Below are 18,086 nucleotides of genomic sequence, written 5' to 3' on the forward strand. Positions count from 1 at the left end.
GGCCGCCGCGGAGAAGGCCCAGGCCGCGGCCCGGTCCGCCGACGCGGCAGCCGACAAGGCCGAGTCCGGTGCCCGCGCGACCCATGCCGCCCGGGTGCTGGCCGACTCCAAGGCCGCCCAGGCCACCGCCCAGCAGGTCAAGGCCGCCACCGCCGCCAATACCGCGCAGCGGCTGGCGTCACAGGCCCAGGACGAGGCCGGCAAGTCGTTGCGGGCCGCCGACCGCACCCGCGACGCCGCACAGGCCGCCACCACCGAAGCCGTCGCCGCCAGCGCCCAGGCCGACGACGCGGTGACCGCGTCCCAGGCCGCAGCCGTGTCGGCGGCCGGGATCGCCGCCCCGGCTGACACCGCCATCGCGATGGTGCGCCCGTTCACCGGTACCGACATCGACGCCGACTTCGTCGTCCGCATCGCCGAACAGGCCAAGGTCATCGGCGCCGAACAGGCCGCCGCCGCCAGCGCCCGCGCCACCGAGGCCCTGGAAGCGGCCAGACTCGCCGGCGAGGCCGCCGTACGAGCCGAACGACACGTCAAATTCGCCTACGAGGAGGCCGCCAAAGCCGCCACGTCGGCCGCCGACGCGGCGCAGTCCGCGGCCGAGGCCAAACAAGCCGCCGCTCAGGCCGCCGCCGAAGGAGCAGCCGCCCGTCTGGCCGCGGCCAACGCGGCCCGGCACGACGCGCAGGCCCGTGCCGACGCCGCCGCCGCGAGAGCCGCCGCCAACGCCGCGGCCAGCGACGCCAACGCCGCCGGACGCAGCGCCCAGGACGCCCAGGACGACGCCGACCGCGCCGGCCGGGCAGCCACCGCCGCCGAAGCCGACGCCGCAGCCGCCCAGCAAGCCGCCACCGCCGCCGAAGCCGACGCCGCGGCGGCCCGCACGGCAGCCGACGGCGCGCAACGCCACGCCGACAGTGCCGCCCAGGCGGCGAGCGACGCCCTGCAACACGCCGCCGACGCCCAGCGGGCCGCCGACCGCGCCGAGGAAGCCGAACGCCAACGGCAGGCGCAGGCCATCGCCGACGCCGCGGCCGGTGACCCCCTCGACCCCCTCGACCCGGACCTGCTGAAATACCTCACACCCGAGGAACAGGCCGAGCTGCGCCAGGCACACGCCGACGCCGGGCTCAGCATCCTCGACTTCCTCCAGGCCGAGGCCGCCGACCTGCTCTACGAACTGTCCGGCGCCGGTGACCTGATCGGCTGCTTCCGGGACGGCAACGTCGAGGCCTGTCTGTGGAGCGTGGCGGGCCTGCTCGGCGGCATCAAGGCGGTCCGTGCCGGTTACAAGATCGTCAAAGCCGTACCGAAGATCGTCAAGTTCTTCCAGAAGGTCAAGGACGCCAAGAAGCGCCGAGACGAACTCATCGCCTACGCCCGCCGGCTGAAGAAGAAGAAGGACCGCGACGGCGAGAGCTGCGACGCCCGCCGCAACAGCTTCCTGCCCGGGACTCCCGTGCTGCTGGCGGACGGTACCGCCCGGCCCATCGAAGGCCTGAAGGCCGGCGATCAGGTCCTGGCCACCGACCCGATCACCGGAGTCACCCTCGCCAAACCGGTCACCGCCACCGTCTCCGGCACCGGCGACAAGAAGCTCGTCGACATCGTCGTCGACGACGGCACCATCACCGCCACCCACAACCACCCGTTCTGGGTGGCCGACCTGGCGGAATGGGTCGACGCCGAGAACCTGGCCCCGGGGCAGTGGCTGCGAACCAGCTCCGGAACCTTCGTCCAGATCTCGGCGATACGTCACCACGGCGCTGCGGCCCGCGTCCACAACCTCACCGTCGCCGACATCCACACCTATTACGTACGGGCCGGCAGTGCATCCGTTCTCGTGCACAACTGCCACGTCGTGCTGGGGGTCAATCCCCACTCGGACGATCTGGCGAAGGCGTTCCGGGACGCGGGTGACCCGTCCGCGCACACCTTCAACGACCGGTACAAGTACGGCATCCCCGGAGTCAGTGGCCGCCCGTTGTGGATGGAGAAGGTGGAGGAGGCAATCGGTGACTCCAGTAAGAAACTGAGCGTCACGTTGGACGGACTGCCGGGAGCCACCCCGGAGGAAGCGTTCGCCAACGCCTATCGGCGAGGTCTGCCCATCGTCGGTTCCTGGAAGATCGCGTCCGGAAGTGGAAATGGAACGGCATGGGAGATGGCGAAACTCGGAAACAGGATTCTTCGTCCCCGGGATGGCGACCGGCAGTGGGAGGAAATCGATTTCTACTGGCAGAAGAAGAAGCTGGATGTCTTCCCGGAACCCGACTGGGCCGAGCTGCGAAAGGGATTGGTATAGGGCGATCGGTGGCGCTTCACTATCGTGCAGGTGATGACCAGTAGCGGATCGGGGCCCGTGTCGACGCAGGCGGAGCGGTGGTGCCGTGGGGTGGCGAGGAATCCGGCCGCGCCACTCGACCTGCTGCTCCGGCTGCTCGGGACGGCACCCGTGTGCGCGTCCCGGGCACTGAAGGCCCGGCTCGATCTGCCCGCCGCGGTGGAGAAGGCGATGGCCGGCCATCCGTCGCCCGAGGTCCGCGGCATGCTGGCCGAGCATCCGCGGGTCCGGCCGGAGATCCGTGGCCGGCTGCTGGCCGATCCGGACACGCGGGTGATGGTGCGGGCGTTCGGTGCTCCCGGGCAACCGCCGTTGTCCGACGACATGGTGAACGGGCTGCTGGCCAGGATCGAGGACCTGCCGCCCGAAGCGCTCCTGACCCCCGGTGAGGCGTACAGCGAACTGTGGCCCGCCATGCGGTACGACAGGCGCCTGTACCGTCTGGCCGCGGCGCACCCGGATCCCCGGGTGCGCCGCCACGCGGCGGCGCACCCGCACTGGCTCGACGAGGCGTCCCGGGCGGCGCTGCTCACCGATCCGGTGCCGGCGATCCGGGCGGCCACCGCCGCGGCGATCGCGGAGGACGAGCGTGTCATGCGACCGGCTGACCTGCCCGATCGTCATCGTCACGCCTTCGCGGCCGTACTCCAGCGGCCGTTGTCGCGGGCCCTCGTCGATCAGGTCGTCGCCGACGGGGACGACGAGGCGCTGTTCTTCGTGGCCGCGAATCCGAGCACCCCGCCGGACGTGGTCTCGGCCCTGCTGCGGCACCCGGCCGCCATCATCCGGCGCCGGGTGGCCGGGCGCTCCGACCTGAACCATGAGCAACTGCTGGCACTCGCCGCCGACCCGGCCGCCGAGGTCCGTACCGCGGTCTCGGTCCATCCGGGTCTCACCGAGCGGGAGCGGGCCGGCATCGACATCGACGTCACCACGATCGACGGTGACGGCCACTTCGGAACCGCCGGCCGGTGCCGGTCCGAGGGTCATCCGTCCGCCGAACCGGTGCCTCCGCTCGCCGACGCGTCACGGTGGGCCGGTTCGGTGAATCCGCTGCTGCGCCGGCGGGCCGCCCGCAATCCCGAGTTGCCGGCCGAGGCCGTCGACGCTCTCGCCGACGACCCCGATCCTGGCGTACGGATACTGCTCGCACTGCACCACCCGGGCGTACCGCCGCGGCTTCTCCTGCGTTGTCACCTGGAGTATCACGGTTGCGGCCGCGACCAGTTGATCGACAACCCGCGCTTCCCGTCAGCGGGCCTGGCCGTGTTCGCCGACCACGCCGACCCCTCCGTACGGCTGCTGGTCGCTCGTGATCCGGACGCCGAACCGGCACTCGTGGCGCGACTCGTGAACGATCCGGACGCCCCGGTGCGGCAGGCGATGGCCTCCTGCCCGCGCCTTCCGGTGCCCCGGATCATCGAACTGCTCGACGATCCGGACCTCGGCGAGTACGCGGCGGCCAACCCCCGGCTGCCGGTCGAGGCGATGTACCGGATCGCGGCGCCCGCCGACGGCTCTCTCACACCCCGGTGAGAGAGCCGGTGACCAGGCCCGGCAGGGTGGGGATGACGTCCGGGGGCTGGGGGCGGTTCAGGCCGAAGCCCTGCAGCAGGTCGACGCCCGCGGTGGTCAGGTCGGCGGCGGTGGGCTCGTCCTCGACACCCTCGGCCACCACCGTCAGGCCCAGGGCGCGGGCGATCGCGATCACCGAGTCGATGATGGTGGCGTGGGCGGGGGAGTCGTGCATGCGGACCACGAACGAACGGTCGATCTTCAGCTCGTCGATGGGCAGCGCCGGGAGCAGGCCCAGCGACGTGTAGCCGGTGCCGAAGTCGTCGACGGCCACCCGCACGCCCCGGGCCCGCAACTGGGCCAGCTGGGCGGCGACCTGCTCCTGGCGGGTCAGCACCGCCGTCTCGGTGATCTCCACGGTGAGCATGGTGGCGGGCACCCGCTGCAGGTCCAGCAGGGTGAGGATGGTGTCGACGGCGCGATCCTGGGCCAGGTAGGCGGGCGGCAGGTTGACCGACACCGGGATGTGATGGCCGGCTTTCGCCCACACCGACGCCTGGTGCAGGGCCTCGGCCAGCACCCAGTCGGTCAGTTCCAGGATCACGTCGGACCGTTCCGCGTCCGGCAGGAAGACACCGGGCGGCAGCAGGCCGCGCTGCGGGTGCTGCCAGCGGACCAGGGCCTCGGCGCCGTGGATGCGCCGGCTCGCCGCGTCGTGCAACGGCTGGTAGTGCAGGCGCAGATGGCCGGTACGCAGCCCGGCCCGCAACTCGGTGAGCTGACGCAGGTCGACCCGCTGGTTGGTGTCCAGGGTGGGGGTCCACTCGACGACACCGGTGCGCTCGTGCTTGGCCCGGCGCATGGCCGCGGCCGCCCGGCGCATCAGCACGGTGACGTCGTGGTGGTCGGCGTGGCTGATGCCGATGCTGGCCTCGACGCTGATCGGCAGGCCGTCGACCGGATGCGGGCCGCGGATGCCGGCGGCCAGACGGCGGCCCACACTCTGCGGGGTCTGCCCGGCCGGCAGATCGGACAGCAGCACCACGAACTGGTCACCGTCCAGCCGGGCGGCCAGGTTGCCGCTGCCCCGGGCGCTGCCGAGCGCGGCGGCCACCCGGTTCAGCAGGACGTCGGCGCCGAGATGACCGAGCACGTCGTTGGCGTCCTGAAAACGATCCAGACCGAGGTGTACGACCGCGACCAGCTCACCGGCGTCCAGCCGGCGCTGGCCCTCGGACTGGACGGCGGCGCGGTTGGGTAGCCCGGTCAGCGGGTCGGTGCGGGACAGCCGGGCGAACCGGCCGGCCATCGCGGCGAGCAGGTCGACGATCGGCGCGATCCCGTACCGGCCGTCCGGCCAGCACACCAGCACCGGCTCCTCCCGCTCGTCGGCGGGCCGGTCCAGCGCGGCCTCGGCGGCCACGTCGATGTCGGTGTCGGCGGGCAGCTCCAGGGTGGACACCGAGGTCAGCTCACCGGCGGTGCACCCGGTCCGGACCCGGTCCACCACGGACCGGCTGATCAGCCGGTAGCCGCCGCCGGACGCCACGATCACCCCGGGGGCGAGCCCGTCGGCGTCGAGGATCGCCTGGACGTCACCGGTCGGGGTATGCGCGGGCAACGGCGTCATCGGGATACCGATCTCACCGAGCTTACGGGGCAGCCGAGGCCCGGCCGACCCGCTCACGCGGCGCCGCCGGTAGACAGAACGTTCTTGCTTGGGGTGGCCGGGGTGGTCGGGGTGGTCGGGGAGTCCGGCGAGTCCGTTCCGCGGGTAGACAGAACGTTCTTGCTTGCGGTGGTTGCCGTGATCGCGGTGGTCGGGGTGGTCGTTGCGTTGGTGGACGGAACGTTCTTGCTCGCGGGGGCCGCGCAATCCGGGAGAGCCACCGGGAAGCAGGACGCGACCACCTCCTCGTAGCCTCGGGGGCGCAGGCGGACGAGCATGCGGCTGTCGTGGCCGGCGAGGACCGTGTCGATGCGTTCGCCGCGAAGGGCCACGCGCCACGCGTCCAGCAGCGCCTCCTGATCCCTCTCGGTCACCAGGGCGGCCAGTTCGGGGGCCGGCGCCGGGCCCGCCGGGAGTACCGCGGCCAGTACGGCCAGGCGGTCCACCAGGTCGGTCAGGTCGCCGCGGACGGCTTCCAGGTCCACCTCGGTGTGGCGTTCGCGGGTGCGGTCCAGGAGCATGCCGTCCCAGACGACGGCGCCGCCCGGTTCACGGTGGGGGCGGGACACCCCGTACAGCCAGCGCCGGGTGCCGTCGCGCCGGATGATGCTGCCGCGCCAGTGCCAGGGTTCCAGGGTGCGGGCCGAGTGCAGCACGCTCTCCAGGTAGGCCTCGCGGTCCTCGGGGGCGATCACGTCGATGATCCGGCCGGATGAGGCCAGCACCTCCTCCGGGGTGACCAGGTAGATGTCGCGGCAGCCCTCGGAGACGAAGGTGAACGAGGCCTCCCCGTCCGGTTCCATCCGGAACTGGTAGAGCATGCCGGGCGCGTTGTTCACGGTGTTCCAGAAGCGCTGTTCGCCGGCCGCGATCACGTCCTCGCTGCGCCGCCGGACGGTGTCGTCGATGCCGATCGTGCACACGCCGTAGACGGTGCCGTCCGGGTCGGTCAGCGGGACCCGGGTGACCACGTACTGGCGGATCTCGTCGCCGAACGGGATCTCCTCCAGGACCGTCCTGGCCTGTCCGGTCTCGGCCACCTCCTGGTCGTGGGTGCGCCCGACCGCGACCACCGCGGCGGACAGCAGGTCGGCCTCGCTGCGGCCGACCAGGTCGGCCGCGGTGACCTGGAAGACCCGCTCGTACTCGCCGTTGACGAACAGGTAGCGGCCGTCCAGGTCCTTCGCCGAGATCATCGCGGTGGTGTGCTGCAGGATCGCGCTGATCAGCGTGTTGCTGCGCTGGAGTTCCTGCTGGGCGCGGTGCCCGTCGGTCTGGTCGGTGACGAAGGCGAAGAAGCCGTCCGGGCCGAGCGTGTCGACGGTCATCGACACGCGCAGTTCGGAGCCGTCCCGGTGGACCGCGGGCACCTCGACCGGGTGGCCCATGATGTCGCTCTCCCCGCTGACCAGGTGCCTGGCGAATCCGGCGCTGTGCGCGGACCGCAGCGCCGGCGGGATGATCGTCTCGGTCAGGCGCTGCCCGATGATCTCGTCCCGGGTCCAGCCGAAGATCTTCTCGGCGGCCGGATTCCAGTCGCGGATCACTCCGAACCTGTCGATCTGCAGGAAGGCCAGTCCGGAGGAGTCCACGGCACGTTCCCGGAGGCCGGCCGCCGGGGCGCTGATCTGAGGGGCTTCGACGGTGCACACGCCCGGCTCTATCGGTGCGCCCCGGCCCGACCTGAGCGAACCGTTTGCAACGCGGCAAGACCGCGCCACACCGCCACACCGCCATACCGCCACACCGTGTGCCGATCTGTGGCTCGGATCGAGCCACAGATCGGCACACGAACGAACGGGGGTCGTCAGGCGGCCACCGGCACGGGCCGGCGCCACTGCTCGGAGCCGAACACCTCGTACCGGATCCGCTCGTCGGCGACGCCCCGGCGGTGCAGCCCGGCCCGGACCGCCTGCATGAACGGCGCCGGCCCGCACAGGTAGACCTCGGCGTCCGGGTGCACCGGGATCAGGTCGGTGTCGATCCGGCCGAGGAAGGTGTCCGGCTCCTCGGCGGCCTGCTCGTACCAGTACATGTTGCGGAACGAGCGCAGCCGGGCGCCGTACCCGGTCATGTCGGTGCGCAGGGGGTGCCGGTCGGGGCTGCGGTCGGCGTGCACCGCGGTCACCTCCCGGGTCGGCTGGTTGCGGGCCACGTGGTCCAGGATCGCCGCCATCGGGGTGACCCCCACCCCGGCGCTGATCAGCAGCAGCGGGGTGTGGTCCCGGGTCAGGGTCAGATCGCCGTACGGCTGGCTCAGCCTCAGCTCGTCGCCGGCCCGCACGTGCTCGTGCAGGTGACCGGAGACCACCCCGTCCGGGGCGCCGTTGATCCCGCGCACCCGGCGGACGGTGATCCGCAGGGTGCCGCCGGCCGGGGCCTGGGACAGCGAATACTGCCGGAGCTGCTGTCCGGCGCCGGGCAGTGCGACGTCGACCGTCACGTACTGGCCGGGGTGGAAGTCGGGGGCCGGCCGCCCGTCGGCCGGCGACAGCACGAACGAGACCGCGTCGTGGGCCTCGGTGACCTTGCTGATCACCGTGTAGGTCCGCCACGGGTCGGCGCCGTTCACCCCGGCCTCGGCGAAGATGCGCGCCTCCCGGCCGATCAGGCGGGCGGCGAACAGCCAGTAGACCTCGTCCCAGGCGGCGGCGACGGCCGGGGTGACCGCGTCGCCGAGGACCGTGCCGACCGCGCCGAGCAGGTAACGGCCGACCATCGTGTACTGCTCGGGACGGATGCCGAGGGCGCAGTGCCGCTGGGCGATGCGCTCGACGATGTGCTCGAACACGGCGCCGTCGGGGCCGGCGCCGATCAGGTGGGCGGCGTAGGCGGCGACCGCGCCGGACAGGGCGCTCTTCTGCTCCCCGGTGGCCTGGGCGGAGCGGCTGAACAGGTTCAGCAGGTCCGGGTTCTCGCCGAGCATCGTGTCGTAGAAGACGCCGGAGATGGTCTCCAGGTGCTCGCCGACGACCGGCAGGGTGGCCTCGATGATCGGGGCACTGGATGAGGAGAGCATTCTTCCTCCAAGTCAGGAGCGGGTGGGGCCGAGGGCGAGGAGCACCTGGCGGACCGGTGGCGCCGCCAGATCGCCGATCGTGAGGGGGTCGAGCGAGGCGTAGAACGCCTCCTGTGCGACACGCAGCGCTCCCCGCAGGCGGCAACCCACGTTGAGTGGGCAGGGGGTCTCCCCGCCGCATTCGACGACCTCGGTGTCTCCCTCGAGGTCGCGGACCAGTCCGCCGATGGACGCGTCCTGCGCGCCGGTGGCGATGCGGACCCCGCCGGAGCGGCCGCGCACCGTGTCGAGCAGGCCGAGATGCTGCAGCCGCTGGACCACCTTGGCGAGGTGGCTGCGCGGGACCGCCACCGAGGCGGCCAGCTCGTCGATGGTGAGCAGGTCGTCGGCCCGGGCGGCGGCGAGCATCAGGACGCGCAGCCCGATGTCGGTGGATCGGTTCAGTCGCACGGGTCGACCGTACTAAAAGAAGAGTTTGAAAGTCCTGTTTTAGAGAGGAGATCAGGCCCACAAAAACGGGGCGCACCCGAAGGCGCGCCCCGTATCGATCGGAATCGGTCAGCTGAGCTTGAAGACCGTCGCCCTGTCACTGACCGTGAGCTGCCCGTTGCGGGCCAGTAGGTACCGGCCGGGCGCGACCCGGACGGTCACCCCGCCCCGCGACGCCACCCGGGTGACAGGTGTTCCGGTGGTGCTCAGCGATACCGTGGTGCCGCTGACCGTCAGGAACTTCGTGGGCTGGTCGACCGACTGGACCGTCTCCGTGTCGCCGGCCCCCGCGACGAACCGGAACTGGGTCAGCTCCAGCTCGCGCGGCGCGTGCGCGGTCCGCAACACGTCACCCTCGTGCTTGACGAACGAGCGCGGCGCGTCCGACGGCGACAGCCGCACGATCGGCCCGCCCGACCCGACCGGGATACCGAACAGCGGCGTCCCGTCCTCGTGCCAGTAGAGCTTCTGCACGCGGGTGTGCCGGTTGGGGTCGTACAGCGGGTCGCCGGTGATCTGCCGGTAGTCCCGCGCGTGGTAGACCAGCACGTCGGTCCCGTCCGGGGTCACCGTGAACGAGTTGTGTCCCGGCCCGAAACGCGACGTGGCCTCATTCGTCGTGAAAATCGGATCCGGGTGTTTGGTCCAGCTGGACCGGGACAGCAGATCAGCCGACGCCGACGCCGTCAACAGCCCCATACAGTAGTTGGAGTCGGTGGCACTGGCCGAGTAGGCGAGGAACACCCGGCCGTTACGGATCAGCACCGCCGGCCCCTCGTTCACCCGGAACCCGATGATCTCCCAGCTCAGGGTGGGAGTCGCGATCCGGGTCGGCTTGGTCTTCAGCGTCCACGGATTGGCCATCTCGGCGATGTACAGGCTGGTGTTGACCGCGATCTCCGGCTCACTCTGCGCCCACACCAGGTACTGCCGGCCCTTGTGGGTGAACGAGGTGGCGTCGAGCGTGAACCCGTCCCACTCGGTGACCAGCTTGCCCTTGAGCGTCCAGCCGGCCGGGTCCCGCGGGTCGTCGAGGGCCGACTCCAGCACGTAGGTGCGGATCCGGAACACGTCCCCGGCGTCCCCGGCGGCGAAGTAGATGTACCACCGCCCGCCGATCCGGTGCAGCTCCGGCGCCCAGATGTGGCCGCCCATGGTGCCGCTGGTGGGACGCCGCCAGATCACCGACTCCTCGGCGTCGGCCAGGCCCTCGATGGTCGGGGCGCCGCGCACGATCAGCCGATCGTATTCGGGCACCGAGCCGGTGAAGTAGTACTGCCCGCCGACCGGTTTGGTGATCCACGGGTCGGCACGCTGGCTGATCAGCGGGTCCACGGTGGGCACGCCGTAGATCTCCGCATCGGGCCGGAGGGTGGGCGCGCCGGACGCGCCCCCGGGCAGGACGACGGCCATGGCACCCACGGCGCCACCCGCCAGTACGGTTCGACGGTTCATCAGCGGGCCCCTCACCGGGTCGTCTTGATGCGGAGGAAGGTGACCGAGTTCGCCGGGAACTCGCGGGTGAAGACGCTCGCGACGCTCACCGTGGAGGTGACCGGCAGGATCGGCTCGGCCGACCGGGTGTTCTGCTCGCCCGGGTCACCGGTGATCACGGTCTGCTTCGCGGTACGGGCCACCTTGCGCCTGCCCAGGTCGATCTTCGTGACCGCCGGGGTGTCCTGCGCGTTCACCACCTTGACGATCAGCTCGCCACGGCGGGTGTCCTCGGTGACGACCTGTGCGAACGGCTCGGTGACCGCGTTGTCGTCGAACGAGGCCCACTCCACGCCGTCGAGGATCAGGGTGACCTTGGTACCCCGTACCGAAATCTTGAGGTCGTAGGTCTGTCCGGTCGTCACCACGTTGGGCTTGGTCAGGATCTGCTCCTTGGCCGAGGTGACGCCCTTCTCGACCGCGCCCTGGGTGTTGTTCCAGCCGCCCAGGTTCCACCAGTAGAACCGGCCGGTCTCCTGGATGCCGAACGCGACCAGGAAGCCCTCCGCGCCGGACTGCTTGGTGGCCTTCAGCGTGTAGTCGTAATCGGTCTCGCCGATGGTCGCGGCCTTGACCATGGTGTCCTCGGTGTCGGTGGTCGTCTGCGCGTATCCACCGTTGCCCGCTGTCCAGTTGCCCCGGTTGGTCACCGAGGTCCAGCCGTCGGCGGTCCCGTCGTTGAAGTCGTCGCTGTAGAGCACGGTGCCGTCCGGCCGGGTGACCTTGACGTCGTCGTAGGTCGCGGCGGTCCGCCAGGTGGACAGCCCGATCGCGCCGGTGATCGGTTTCGGCTGCACCACGTTGCCGGTGGCGGTGGACGGGACGACCCGGTCACCGACGTTGTTCATGAACAGCTTCTGCACCTGGTAGCTGGTGGAGCCCCACGACTCGTCGTTGTCGAACCAGATCATGTCCGGCTTCCACTGCACGTTGTCGACGTTGGCGAGCAGCGGCGCGTAGGACGCCATCTTCACCACGTCGGCATTGCGCTCCAGGCCGGTCATGTAGGCGGCCTCGGCCAGACTGTTGAACAGTTTGTTGTCCAGCGAGGCGTACTCGCCGAGAAAGACCTTGGGACCATTGCGGTCGTACGCGTCATAACGCTTGTTGTTCTGCAGGAACCAGGCCGGGCTGTTGTAGTAGTGCTCGTCCACCATGTCCGAGCCGTGCGCCCGGTTCTTCGCCCACAGGTTCTCGAAGGTGGCGCCCTGGTCGTCCGGGCCGGAGTTGCTGACCACCACGATGTCCGGGTGTTTCGCCTTGATCGCGGCCTCGAACTTGAGGAAGTTCGCCCAGTACTCGTTCGGCAGGTTCTCCTCGTTGCCGACCGCGATCGTGGTCAGCCCGAACGGCTTCGGGTGCCCGGCCGCCGCCCGGACCTTGCCCCAGGTGCTGGTGGCCGGCCCGTTGGCGTACTCGATCAGGTCCAGGGCGTCCTGGATGTGCCGCTGGAGCAGCGCCTCGTCGACGGTCGCCCGGTTCTGGCCACAACCGGTCACCAGGGCGGGCACCACCGGCAGCGGCATGGCCCCGATGTCCTCGGAGAACTGGAAGTACTCGTAGTAGCCGAGACCGTAGGTCTGGTTGTAGCCCCAGAAGTTCTTGTTCGTCGCCCGGGTCTCGACCGGGCCGACGGTGTCCTTCCACTGGTACGCGCGGGCCCGCGGGTAGTTGTTCGCGGCGTCGTAGGCGTACATGCTGCCGGTGTTGACCAGACAGCCGCCGGGGAAGCGGACGAAGCCGGGATCGAGGTCGGCGACCTTCTGGGCCAGGTCCTTGCGCAGCCCGTTGGCCCGGCCCTTGTAGGTGTCCTTCGGGAACAGCGAGATCTCGTCCAGGCGTACGCTGCCGGCGGTCCTGACGCTCAGCCGGGCGACGTCGCTGGTGGCGGTGGCCCGGAGGGTGCCGGTGTACTTCTTCCAGGTGTCACCGGCGACGGCGATCGTGATCGGGGCCGACAGCGCGGTGCCGTCCGCGGTCTGCAGGGCGACCTGGACCGACGTCGAGCCCTTCGCCCAGACCGAGAATTCGTACCTGTCCGACTTCTTCACGGCCAGGCCGGTGTTGTACCCGGAGTTGACCAGCGTGGCCGCCCCGGTCACCGTCAGGTAGTTCCGGTTGCGCTCGTTGAGCCGCTGATCGTCGTTGGTCACCGTGGCCGGGCCGGTGGCGGTCCATCCGGTCAGCCCGTTCCAGCCGGCCGCGTCGGTGCTGTTGAACTCGAACGACCGGTTGCGTACCAGTTCGGCGTAGAGGCCGCCGTCGGCCGCGTAGTTGATGTCCTCGAAGAAGACGCCGTACATCGAGTCGGGGATGGCGGCGCCGGTGGCGCCCGGGGTCACCGTGATGGTGTAGTCCGGCTCGACCGCGTGGGCGGCCACCGGTGGCGAGACCGCGAGCGGCAGCGTGACCAGAACGGCGGCCGCGCCCGCTAGGCGGTAGGGGATTCTGCGCATGAAGGGTCCTCCGGTGCGGATCGCAACGGTTTCAGAAGTGTTTCCGGTGGACGGGTTCAGCAATGTGTACGCAAACATCGACACCCCTGTCAAGAGCTGGGCGTCGATGCGCTTGCAGCGCTGCAACACCGCGACCACGCATTTGTTAGCGTTAACCAGGGAGAACGGGGTCCGGCTCGGGCCGGACTCGGGTGCGGCTTCCGCCGATCACCCGCGAGAGATCTTCAGGCGTCCGTCGTGGACGTTCACCCCTCGTTCACTTCCGCGTACACCTCGGCTTCTTAGCGTCCGGGCAGCGCGCCGTCGCAGGACGGCGAGAGACCGAGGAGAACGAACCGATGCCGGACTTCAAGCGCCGCCTGCTGCCGCTGCTGGGACACAGCGGCGGCAGCCGAGACGCGATGACCTGCCTGTACCGATGCGGCAACGCGTGTGACCATCCGGTGCCGAACGAATCGGCCAACCCGTACCTGGGTGACGTGGTGAACGCCGAGATGAGCCGCCGCGGTGTGATCGCCGCCGGTGCGGCCGGCGCGATGGTGCTCGGCTTCGGCGGGTCCACCCTCGCCGCGAGCCCGGCCGCCGCGCACGGCAAGGGGCATCAGCCCCCTGCGAAAGCCGGCCGGATCGGCTTCACACCGGTCGCCCCGAACACCCTGGACGCGTTCACCGTCCCGCGGGGCTACCGCTCATCGGTGGTGATCCGCTGGGGCGACCCGGTGGTGCCCGGCGCGCCCGCGTTCGACGTGGACCGGCAGACCGCCGCCGCCCAGTCCCGGCAGTTCGGCTACAACAACGACTTCGTCGGGGTCGTCCCGGTGCCCGGCGAGAAGGACCGGGCGCTGCTCGTGGTGAACCACGAGTACACCAACGAGGACCTGATGTTCCGGGGCTTCACCACCCAGGACGCGCTCACCCTGGAACAGGTCAAGGTGGCCATCGCCGCCCACGGCCTGTCCGTGGTGGAGATCGAGAAGGTCGGGCGTACCGGCAACTGGAAGCCGGTCAAGGCCCGCCAGCTGCGCTACAACCGCCGGATCACCGCCCTGGACACCGAGTTCAAACTGACCGGCCCGGTCGCCGGCTCAGCCGTGGTGAAGACCGCCGCCGACCCGTCCGGAAAGATCGTCATCGGTACGCTGAACAACTGCGCCGGCGGCGTCACCCCGTGGGGCACCGTGCTGTCCGGCGAGGAGAACTTCAACCAGTACTTCGTCGGCGGCGACGCGGTCGCGGCCGACGTCAAGACCAAGCTCAACCGGTACGGCGTCACCACCACCGCCCGGTACCCCAGCGGCAGCCGCAAGTGGGAGCGGGCACAGGAGCGGTTCGACCTGGCCAAGCACCCCAACGAGGTCAACCGGTTCGGCTGGATCGTCGAGGTCGACCCGTTCGACCCGGAGGGCCGGCCGCGCAAACACACCGCGATGGGCCGGTTCAAGCACGAGGGCGCCAACGTCATCGTCGCCAAGAGCGGGCACGTCGTCGCGTACATGGGCGACGACGAGCGCTTCGACTACCTGTACAAGTTCGTCTCCGACAAGAAGTACATCAAGAGCGACGCCCCGTGGGCCCGCAAGCACAACCTGACCCTGCTGGAGTCCGGCACCCTCTACGTCGCCAAGGCCACCGGCGACAGCCCGGCCGGCGAGATCGACGGCACCGGCAAGCTGCCGTCGGACAAGCGGTTCGACGGCAAGGGCAAGTGGATCAAGCTGGTGTCCGGCAACCGGTCCTTCGTGCCCGGCATGACCGCCGTCGAGGTGCTCACCTTCACCCGGCTCGCCGGCGACGCGGTCGGCGCCACCAAGATGGACCGTCCCGAGGACGTCCAGCCCAGCCTGCGTACCGGCAAGATCTACGCGGCGATGACCAACAACACCAACCGCGGCGTCGGCACGAACCCGGCAGCCGACGAGGCCAACCCGCGCAACGCCAACAAACACGGCCACATCTTCGAGATCACCGAGGACCGCGGCGACCACACCGGCACCACGTTCACCTGGGACCTGCCGATCGTCTGCGGTGACCCGGCCGCGGCCGACACCTACTTCGGCGGATACGACAAGACCAAGGTCTCGCCGATCTCCTGCCCCGACAACGTCGCCTTCGACAGCGCCGGCAACCTGTGGATCTCCACCGACGGCAACGCGCTCGGCAGCAACGACGGCCTCTTCGCCACCCCGATCGAAGGGAAGGAGCGCGGCCACCTGCGCCAGTTCCTGACCGTGCCGAAGGGCGCCGAGACCTGCGGCCCGTTCATCACCGGCGACGACCGGTCGGTCTTCGTCGCCGTCCAGCACCCCGGCGAGATCACCGGCGCGTCGGTGGACAACCCGGCCTCGGTCTGGCCGGACGGCGACTTCGCCAAACCCGGCGTCGTCGTCACCTGGAAGGCCGACGGCGGGCCGATCGGCAGCTGACACACACCGAACGGCCGTGGGGTCCGGGGACTCCACGGCCGTACCGTCGCCGGCCTCCCCTACCATCGTGGCCGTGCTGATCAAGGTGTGCTCGCTGGTGGGCCGCAACCGCCCCGCCGTCCTGCTGCTGTCACTGGCCCTGGCGGCCGGCCTCGGACTGCTCCGGCAGTCGGCGGCGGACCGGGACCTGGTCTTCGTCACCGGCACCGTGGTGATACTCGGCGCGTTCGTGCTCGCCCTGGTCGCCCTGCGCGGCTACCACCCGGTGGCTCTGCGGGTCCGCCCCGAGGCGCCCTCGTTCGAGACGCTGCCGGCCGCCGGGATGACCCTGCTCTTCGCGGCGTTCACCGTCCAGGGCGGCACCAGCGTCAGCGGTCTCCTCGGCGGGGACCTCTTCGACACCGTGCTCATCGCCGTCTGGGCCACCGCGCTGACCCTCGGCTGGTGCCTGGTCTTCCGGGCCGGCGGGGTACGCCTGACCCCCGACGGAGTCGAGGACCGTCAGCCGTTCGGCTCGATCGTCATCCCGTGGGAGGCGTTCACCGGCGTCCCCAACCCGGCGTACGTCACCGGCCGCGACAAGGTGTCGCTGATGTTCTCCCGAGCCGGCCTGATCCGCCGCCGCGGCTGGCGCCCGATCGGGCCCGCGCTGCCCGCCGTCAGCATCGACGCGCGGTTCCTCTCCTACGCCGTGCACGAGTACGCCCACCGGCCCGAAATACGCGCCGCCATCGGCACCGAGACCGAGTACACCCGCCTGGTGAGAGAGTTCCCCGGCTGACTCGCGTTCATCGTCGCGACGGGGGAACGTGGGTGTTCGACGGCTCAATTCGCCGCCCGGATGATCCGGACGACCCCCGTGCGGCGTGTACCTGACCGTCAGGGACCGAAGCACGTGCGGTGACGCCGGCGGGGGTGACGGGTTGAACGAGACACAGACGACGACACGACCGGAGGTCGGCAGTCCACCGGTGGTGGCGCCACCACCACCCCGAACCCCGATCGCGCCGTGGCTGCTGCGGATCCTGCCCGCCGGACTCTCCGGCGCGCTCATGCTCGGCGTCGGCCTCGTCCACGCCGGCCGGCCCGCCCTCAGCTGGGACGAGGTCACCTCCGCCGAAGTCTCCTCCCGCTCCGTCCCGCAGATCCTCGACCTGCTCCCCAACCTGGACGCCGTCTTCGGCTTCTACTACCTGCTCCTGCACTGGTGGACAGCCCTCGCCGGCACCTCCGAGACCACCCTGCGACTCCCGTCGATCGTGGCCATGGCCGGCGCCGTCGCGGTCACCGCCGAACTCGGCCGCCGCCTCTTCACCCCGATGGCCGGCCTGGTCACCGGACTGATCCTGTGCATGATCCCGAACACGTCCCGCTACGCGGCCGAAGCCCGGCCGTACGCCTTCGCCTGCTTCTTCGCGGTCCTCGCACTGCTGCTGCTGGTCCGAAACCGCACACCCTGGCTCTGGTACGGCCTGAGCGTCCTGCTCACCGGCCTGTTCCACCTCGTCGCGCTGACCACCCTCGTCGCCCACGCCGCGTTCGTCGTCCTGCACCGCCGCGACCGGATCCCCGCCTGGGCCGGCACCGTCACCGCCGCCCTGCTCCCGCTCCTGCCGATCGCCTGGTTCGGCCTGCACCAGCAGGACACCCAACTCCACTGGGTCGACCCGCTCACCCTGCGCAGCCTGCACGGCATGCCCGGCGAGATCACCGGCTCCCGCGAAGTCGCCTGGTTCCTGATCGGCCTGACCGTCCTCGTCTCCTGGCGCCCCCTGCGCAGGCTCGCCCCCGTCGCCCTGTTCGCGGTCGGCCCCCTCGCCGTCCTGGCCGTGGTGTCCGCACTCATCTCACCCATGTGGGTGGCCCGCTACCTGCTCGTCGTCCTCGCCCCGCTGGCCATGCTCGCCGCCGTCGCCCTCACCGGCGGCCGCGACGGCTGGCCCCGGTTCACCCTCCTCCGGGTGATCACCGCACTGCTGCTGCTCGGCGCCATCGCCATCCCCGGCCAGCGGGCGGTCCGCGCCCACGACGCCAAGACCGGACCCGACTACCGCACCGCCGCCCAGATCATCACCAGCCGCGCCGCACCCGGCGACGTGATCGTCTATCCCGCGCAGAACCGGTCCACCCGCGCCGGCATGGACTACTACCTGCGCGACCCCGACTCCGGCTTCGCCTCACCACTGGCCCCCGCCGACCCACTGGTCCGGGTGCCGTCCGCCGAAACCGGCTGGCTCATCGCCACCGAACACACCGACGCCGCCGCCCACGTCACCGGCGCCCGCCGGATCTGGCTGATGGTCGGCGCCCGCCGCGACGATCCGGTGAGCGCCCGGCCCGATCTGCGCCCGCTGCTGTCCGCCGACTACCGCAAGGCCGGCACGTGGCACGCCAAGAGAGCGACGATCACCCTGTACGAGCGCAGGTCCTGAGCCCTCCGGCGAGCCAGCGCCCGTCCGGTCAGCGAGAACGAACGTTCTGTCGCAAAGCCGCCCCTTCTTTCGCGAGAACGAACGTTCTGTCGCGGGGTGGGTCGTTGTTTCGGGGAGAGCGAACGTTCTGTCGCGGGGTGGGTCGTTGTTTCGGGGAGAGCGAACGTTCCGTGGCGGGGTGGGTCGTTGTTTCGGGAGAGCGAACGTTCCGTGGCGGGGTGGGTCGTTGTTTCGGGAGAGCGAAC

Annotated in this window: 11 protein-coding genes; 5 read left to right on the plus strand and 6 right to left on the minus strand. The window is 70.7% G+C overall.

Translation table 11 applies throughout. The annotated features are described in order from the left end of the window. On the plus strand, window positions 1–2,305 hold a 2,305-nt coding region (locus ACQ0O7_RS43895), incomplete at its 5' end, for a polymorphic toxin type 27 domain-containing protein (RefSeq protein WP_430791868.1). A 33-nt stretch (window positions 2,306–2,338) separates the two neighbouring features. Beyond that, complete coding sequence (locus ACQ0O7_RS43900; protein ID WP_430791869.1) at window positions 2,339–3,880, plus strand: hypothetical protein; 1,542 nt, start codon at window positions 2,339–2,341, stop codon at window positions 3,878–3,880. On the opposite strand, the gene ACQ0O7_RS43905 is transcribed toward ACQ0O7_RS43900, so the two are convergent. From ACQ0O7_RS43905 to ACQ0O7_RS43930, 6 genes are all read right to left on the minus strand, one after another. Then, window positions 3,867–5,489 carry a putative bifunctional diguanylate cyclase/phosphodiesterase gene (locus ACQ0O7_RS43905; protein WP_430791870.1) on the minus strand — a complete coding sequence of 541 codons (1,623 nt, stop codon included), beginning with the start codon at window positions 5,487–5,489 and terminating at the stop codon, window positions 3,867–3,869. The genes ACQ0O7_RS43900 and ACQ0O7_RS43905 overlap by 14 nt on opposite strands. A gap of 53 nt (window positions 5,490–5,542) precedes the next feature. Beyond that, entirely contained in the window at window positions 5,543–7,180 is a 1,638-nt protein-coding gene (locus tag ACQ0O7_RS43910; RefSeq protein WP_430791871.1) for a PAS domain S-box protein, read from the minus strand. Between the two features lie 155 nt (window positions 7,181–7,335). Next, complete coding sequence (locus ACQ0O7_RS43915; RefSeq protein WP_430791872.1) at window positions 7,336–8,547, minus strand: globin domain-containing protein; 1,212 nt, start codon at window positions 8,545–8,547, stop codon at window positions 7,336–7,338. Between the two features lie 12 nt (window positions 8,548–8,559). Next, window positions 8,560–8,997, minus strand: a complete 438-nt coding sequence (locus tag ACQ0O7_RS43920) for an RrF2 family transcriptional regulator (protein WP_430791873.1) — start codon at window positions 8,995–8,997, stop codon at window positions 8,560–8,562. Window positions 8,998–9,105: 108 nt separating this feature from the next. Continuing rightward, window positions 9,106–10,491 (minus strand): family 43 glycosylhydrolase, encoded by a 1,386-nt coding sequence (locus ACQ0O7_RS43925; protein WP_430791874.1) that lies wholly within the window; start codon window positions 10,489–10,491, stop codon window positions 9,106–9,108. 11 nt (window positions 10,492–10,502) lie between these two features. Continuing rightward, on the minus strand, window positions 10,503–12,986 hold the full coding sequence (locus ACQ0O7_RS43930; protein WP_430791875.1) for an alpha-L-arabinofuranosidase C-terminal domain-containing protein: 2,484 nt from the start codon (window positions 12,984–12,986) through the stop codon (window positions 10,503–10,505). A gap of 338 nt (window positions 12,987–13,324) precedes the next feature. Here ACQ0O7_RS43930 and ACQ0O7_RS43935 point away from each other — a divergent pair, with 338 nt between their 5' ends. The 3 genes from ACQ0O7_RS43935 to ACQ0O7_RS43945 all read left to right on the plus strand — a co-directional run bounded on the left by ACQ0O7_RS43935 (window position 13,325) and on the right by ACQ0O7_RS43945 (window position 17,841). Continuing rightward, window positions 13,325–15,409: a PhoX family protein gene (locus ACQ0O7_RS43935; protein ID WP_430791877.1), complete on the plus strand. Its 2,085-nt coding sequence runs from the start codon at window positions 13,325–13,327 to the stop codon at window positions 15,407–15,409. A gap of 73 nt (window positions 15,410–15,482) precedes the next feature. Then, window positions 15,483–16,190, plus strand: coding sequence for a hypothetical protein (locus tag ACQ0O7_RS43940; protein ID WP_430791879.1), 708 nt, complete (start codon window positions 15,483–15,485; stop codon window positions 16,188–16,190). Window positions 16,191–16,332: 142 nt separating this feature from the next. Continuing rightward, window positions 16,333–17,841 (plus strand): glycosyltransferase family 39 protein, encoded by a 1,509-nt coding sequence (locus ACQ0O7_RS43945; protein WP_430791880.1) that lies wholly within the window; start codon window positions 16,333–16,335, stop codon window positions 17,839–17,841. Window positions 17,842–18,086 lie beyond the last annotated feature (245 nt).

The organism is Actinoplanes sp. G11-F43, from assembly GCF_050589265.1.
In the GTDB taxonomy this organism is placed as follows: domain Bacteria; phylum Actinomycetota; class Actinomycetes; order Mycobacteriales; family Micromonosporaceae; genus Actinoplanes.

Bases quoted from the DNA above. Each gene is read 5' to 3' on its own strand.
- ACQ0O7_RS43925 (WP_430791874.1), bottom strand. From the start codon at position 10,491: ATGAACCGTCGAACCGTACTGGCGGGTGGCGCCGTGGGTGCCATGGCC.
- ACQ0O7_RS43900 (WP_430791869.1), top strand. From the start codon at position 2,339: ATGACCAGTAGCGGATCGGGGCCCGTGTCGACGCAGGCGGAGCGGTGG.
- ACQ0O7_RS43905 (WP_430791870.1), bottom strand. From the start codon at position 5,489: ATGACGCCGTTGCCCGCGCATACCCCGACCGGTGACGTCCAGGCGATC.
- ACQ0O7_RS43915 (WP_430791872.1), bottom strand. From the start codon at position 8,547: ATGCTCTCCTCATCCAGTGCCCCGATCATCGAGGCCACCCTGCCGGTC.
- ACQ0O7_RS43935 (WP_430791877.1), top strand. From the start codon at position 13,325: ATGCCGGACTTCAAGCGCCGCCTGCTGCCGCTGCTGGGACACAGCGGC.
- ACQ0O7_RS43930 (WP_430791875.1), bottom strand. From the start codon at position 12,986: ATGCGCAGAATCCCCTACCGCCTAGCGGGCGCGGCCGCCGTTCTGGTC.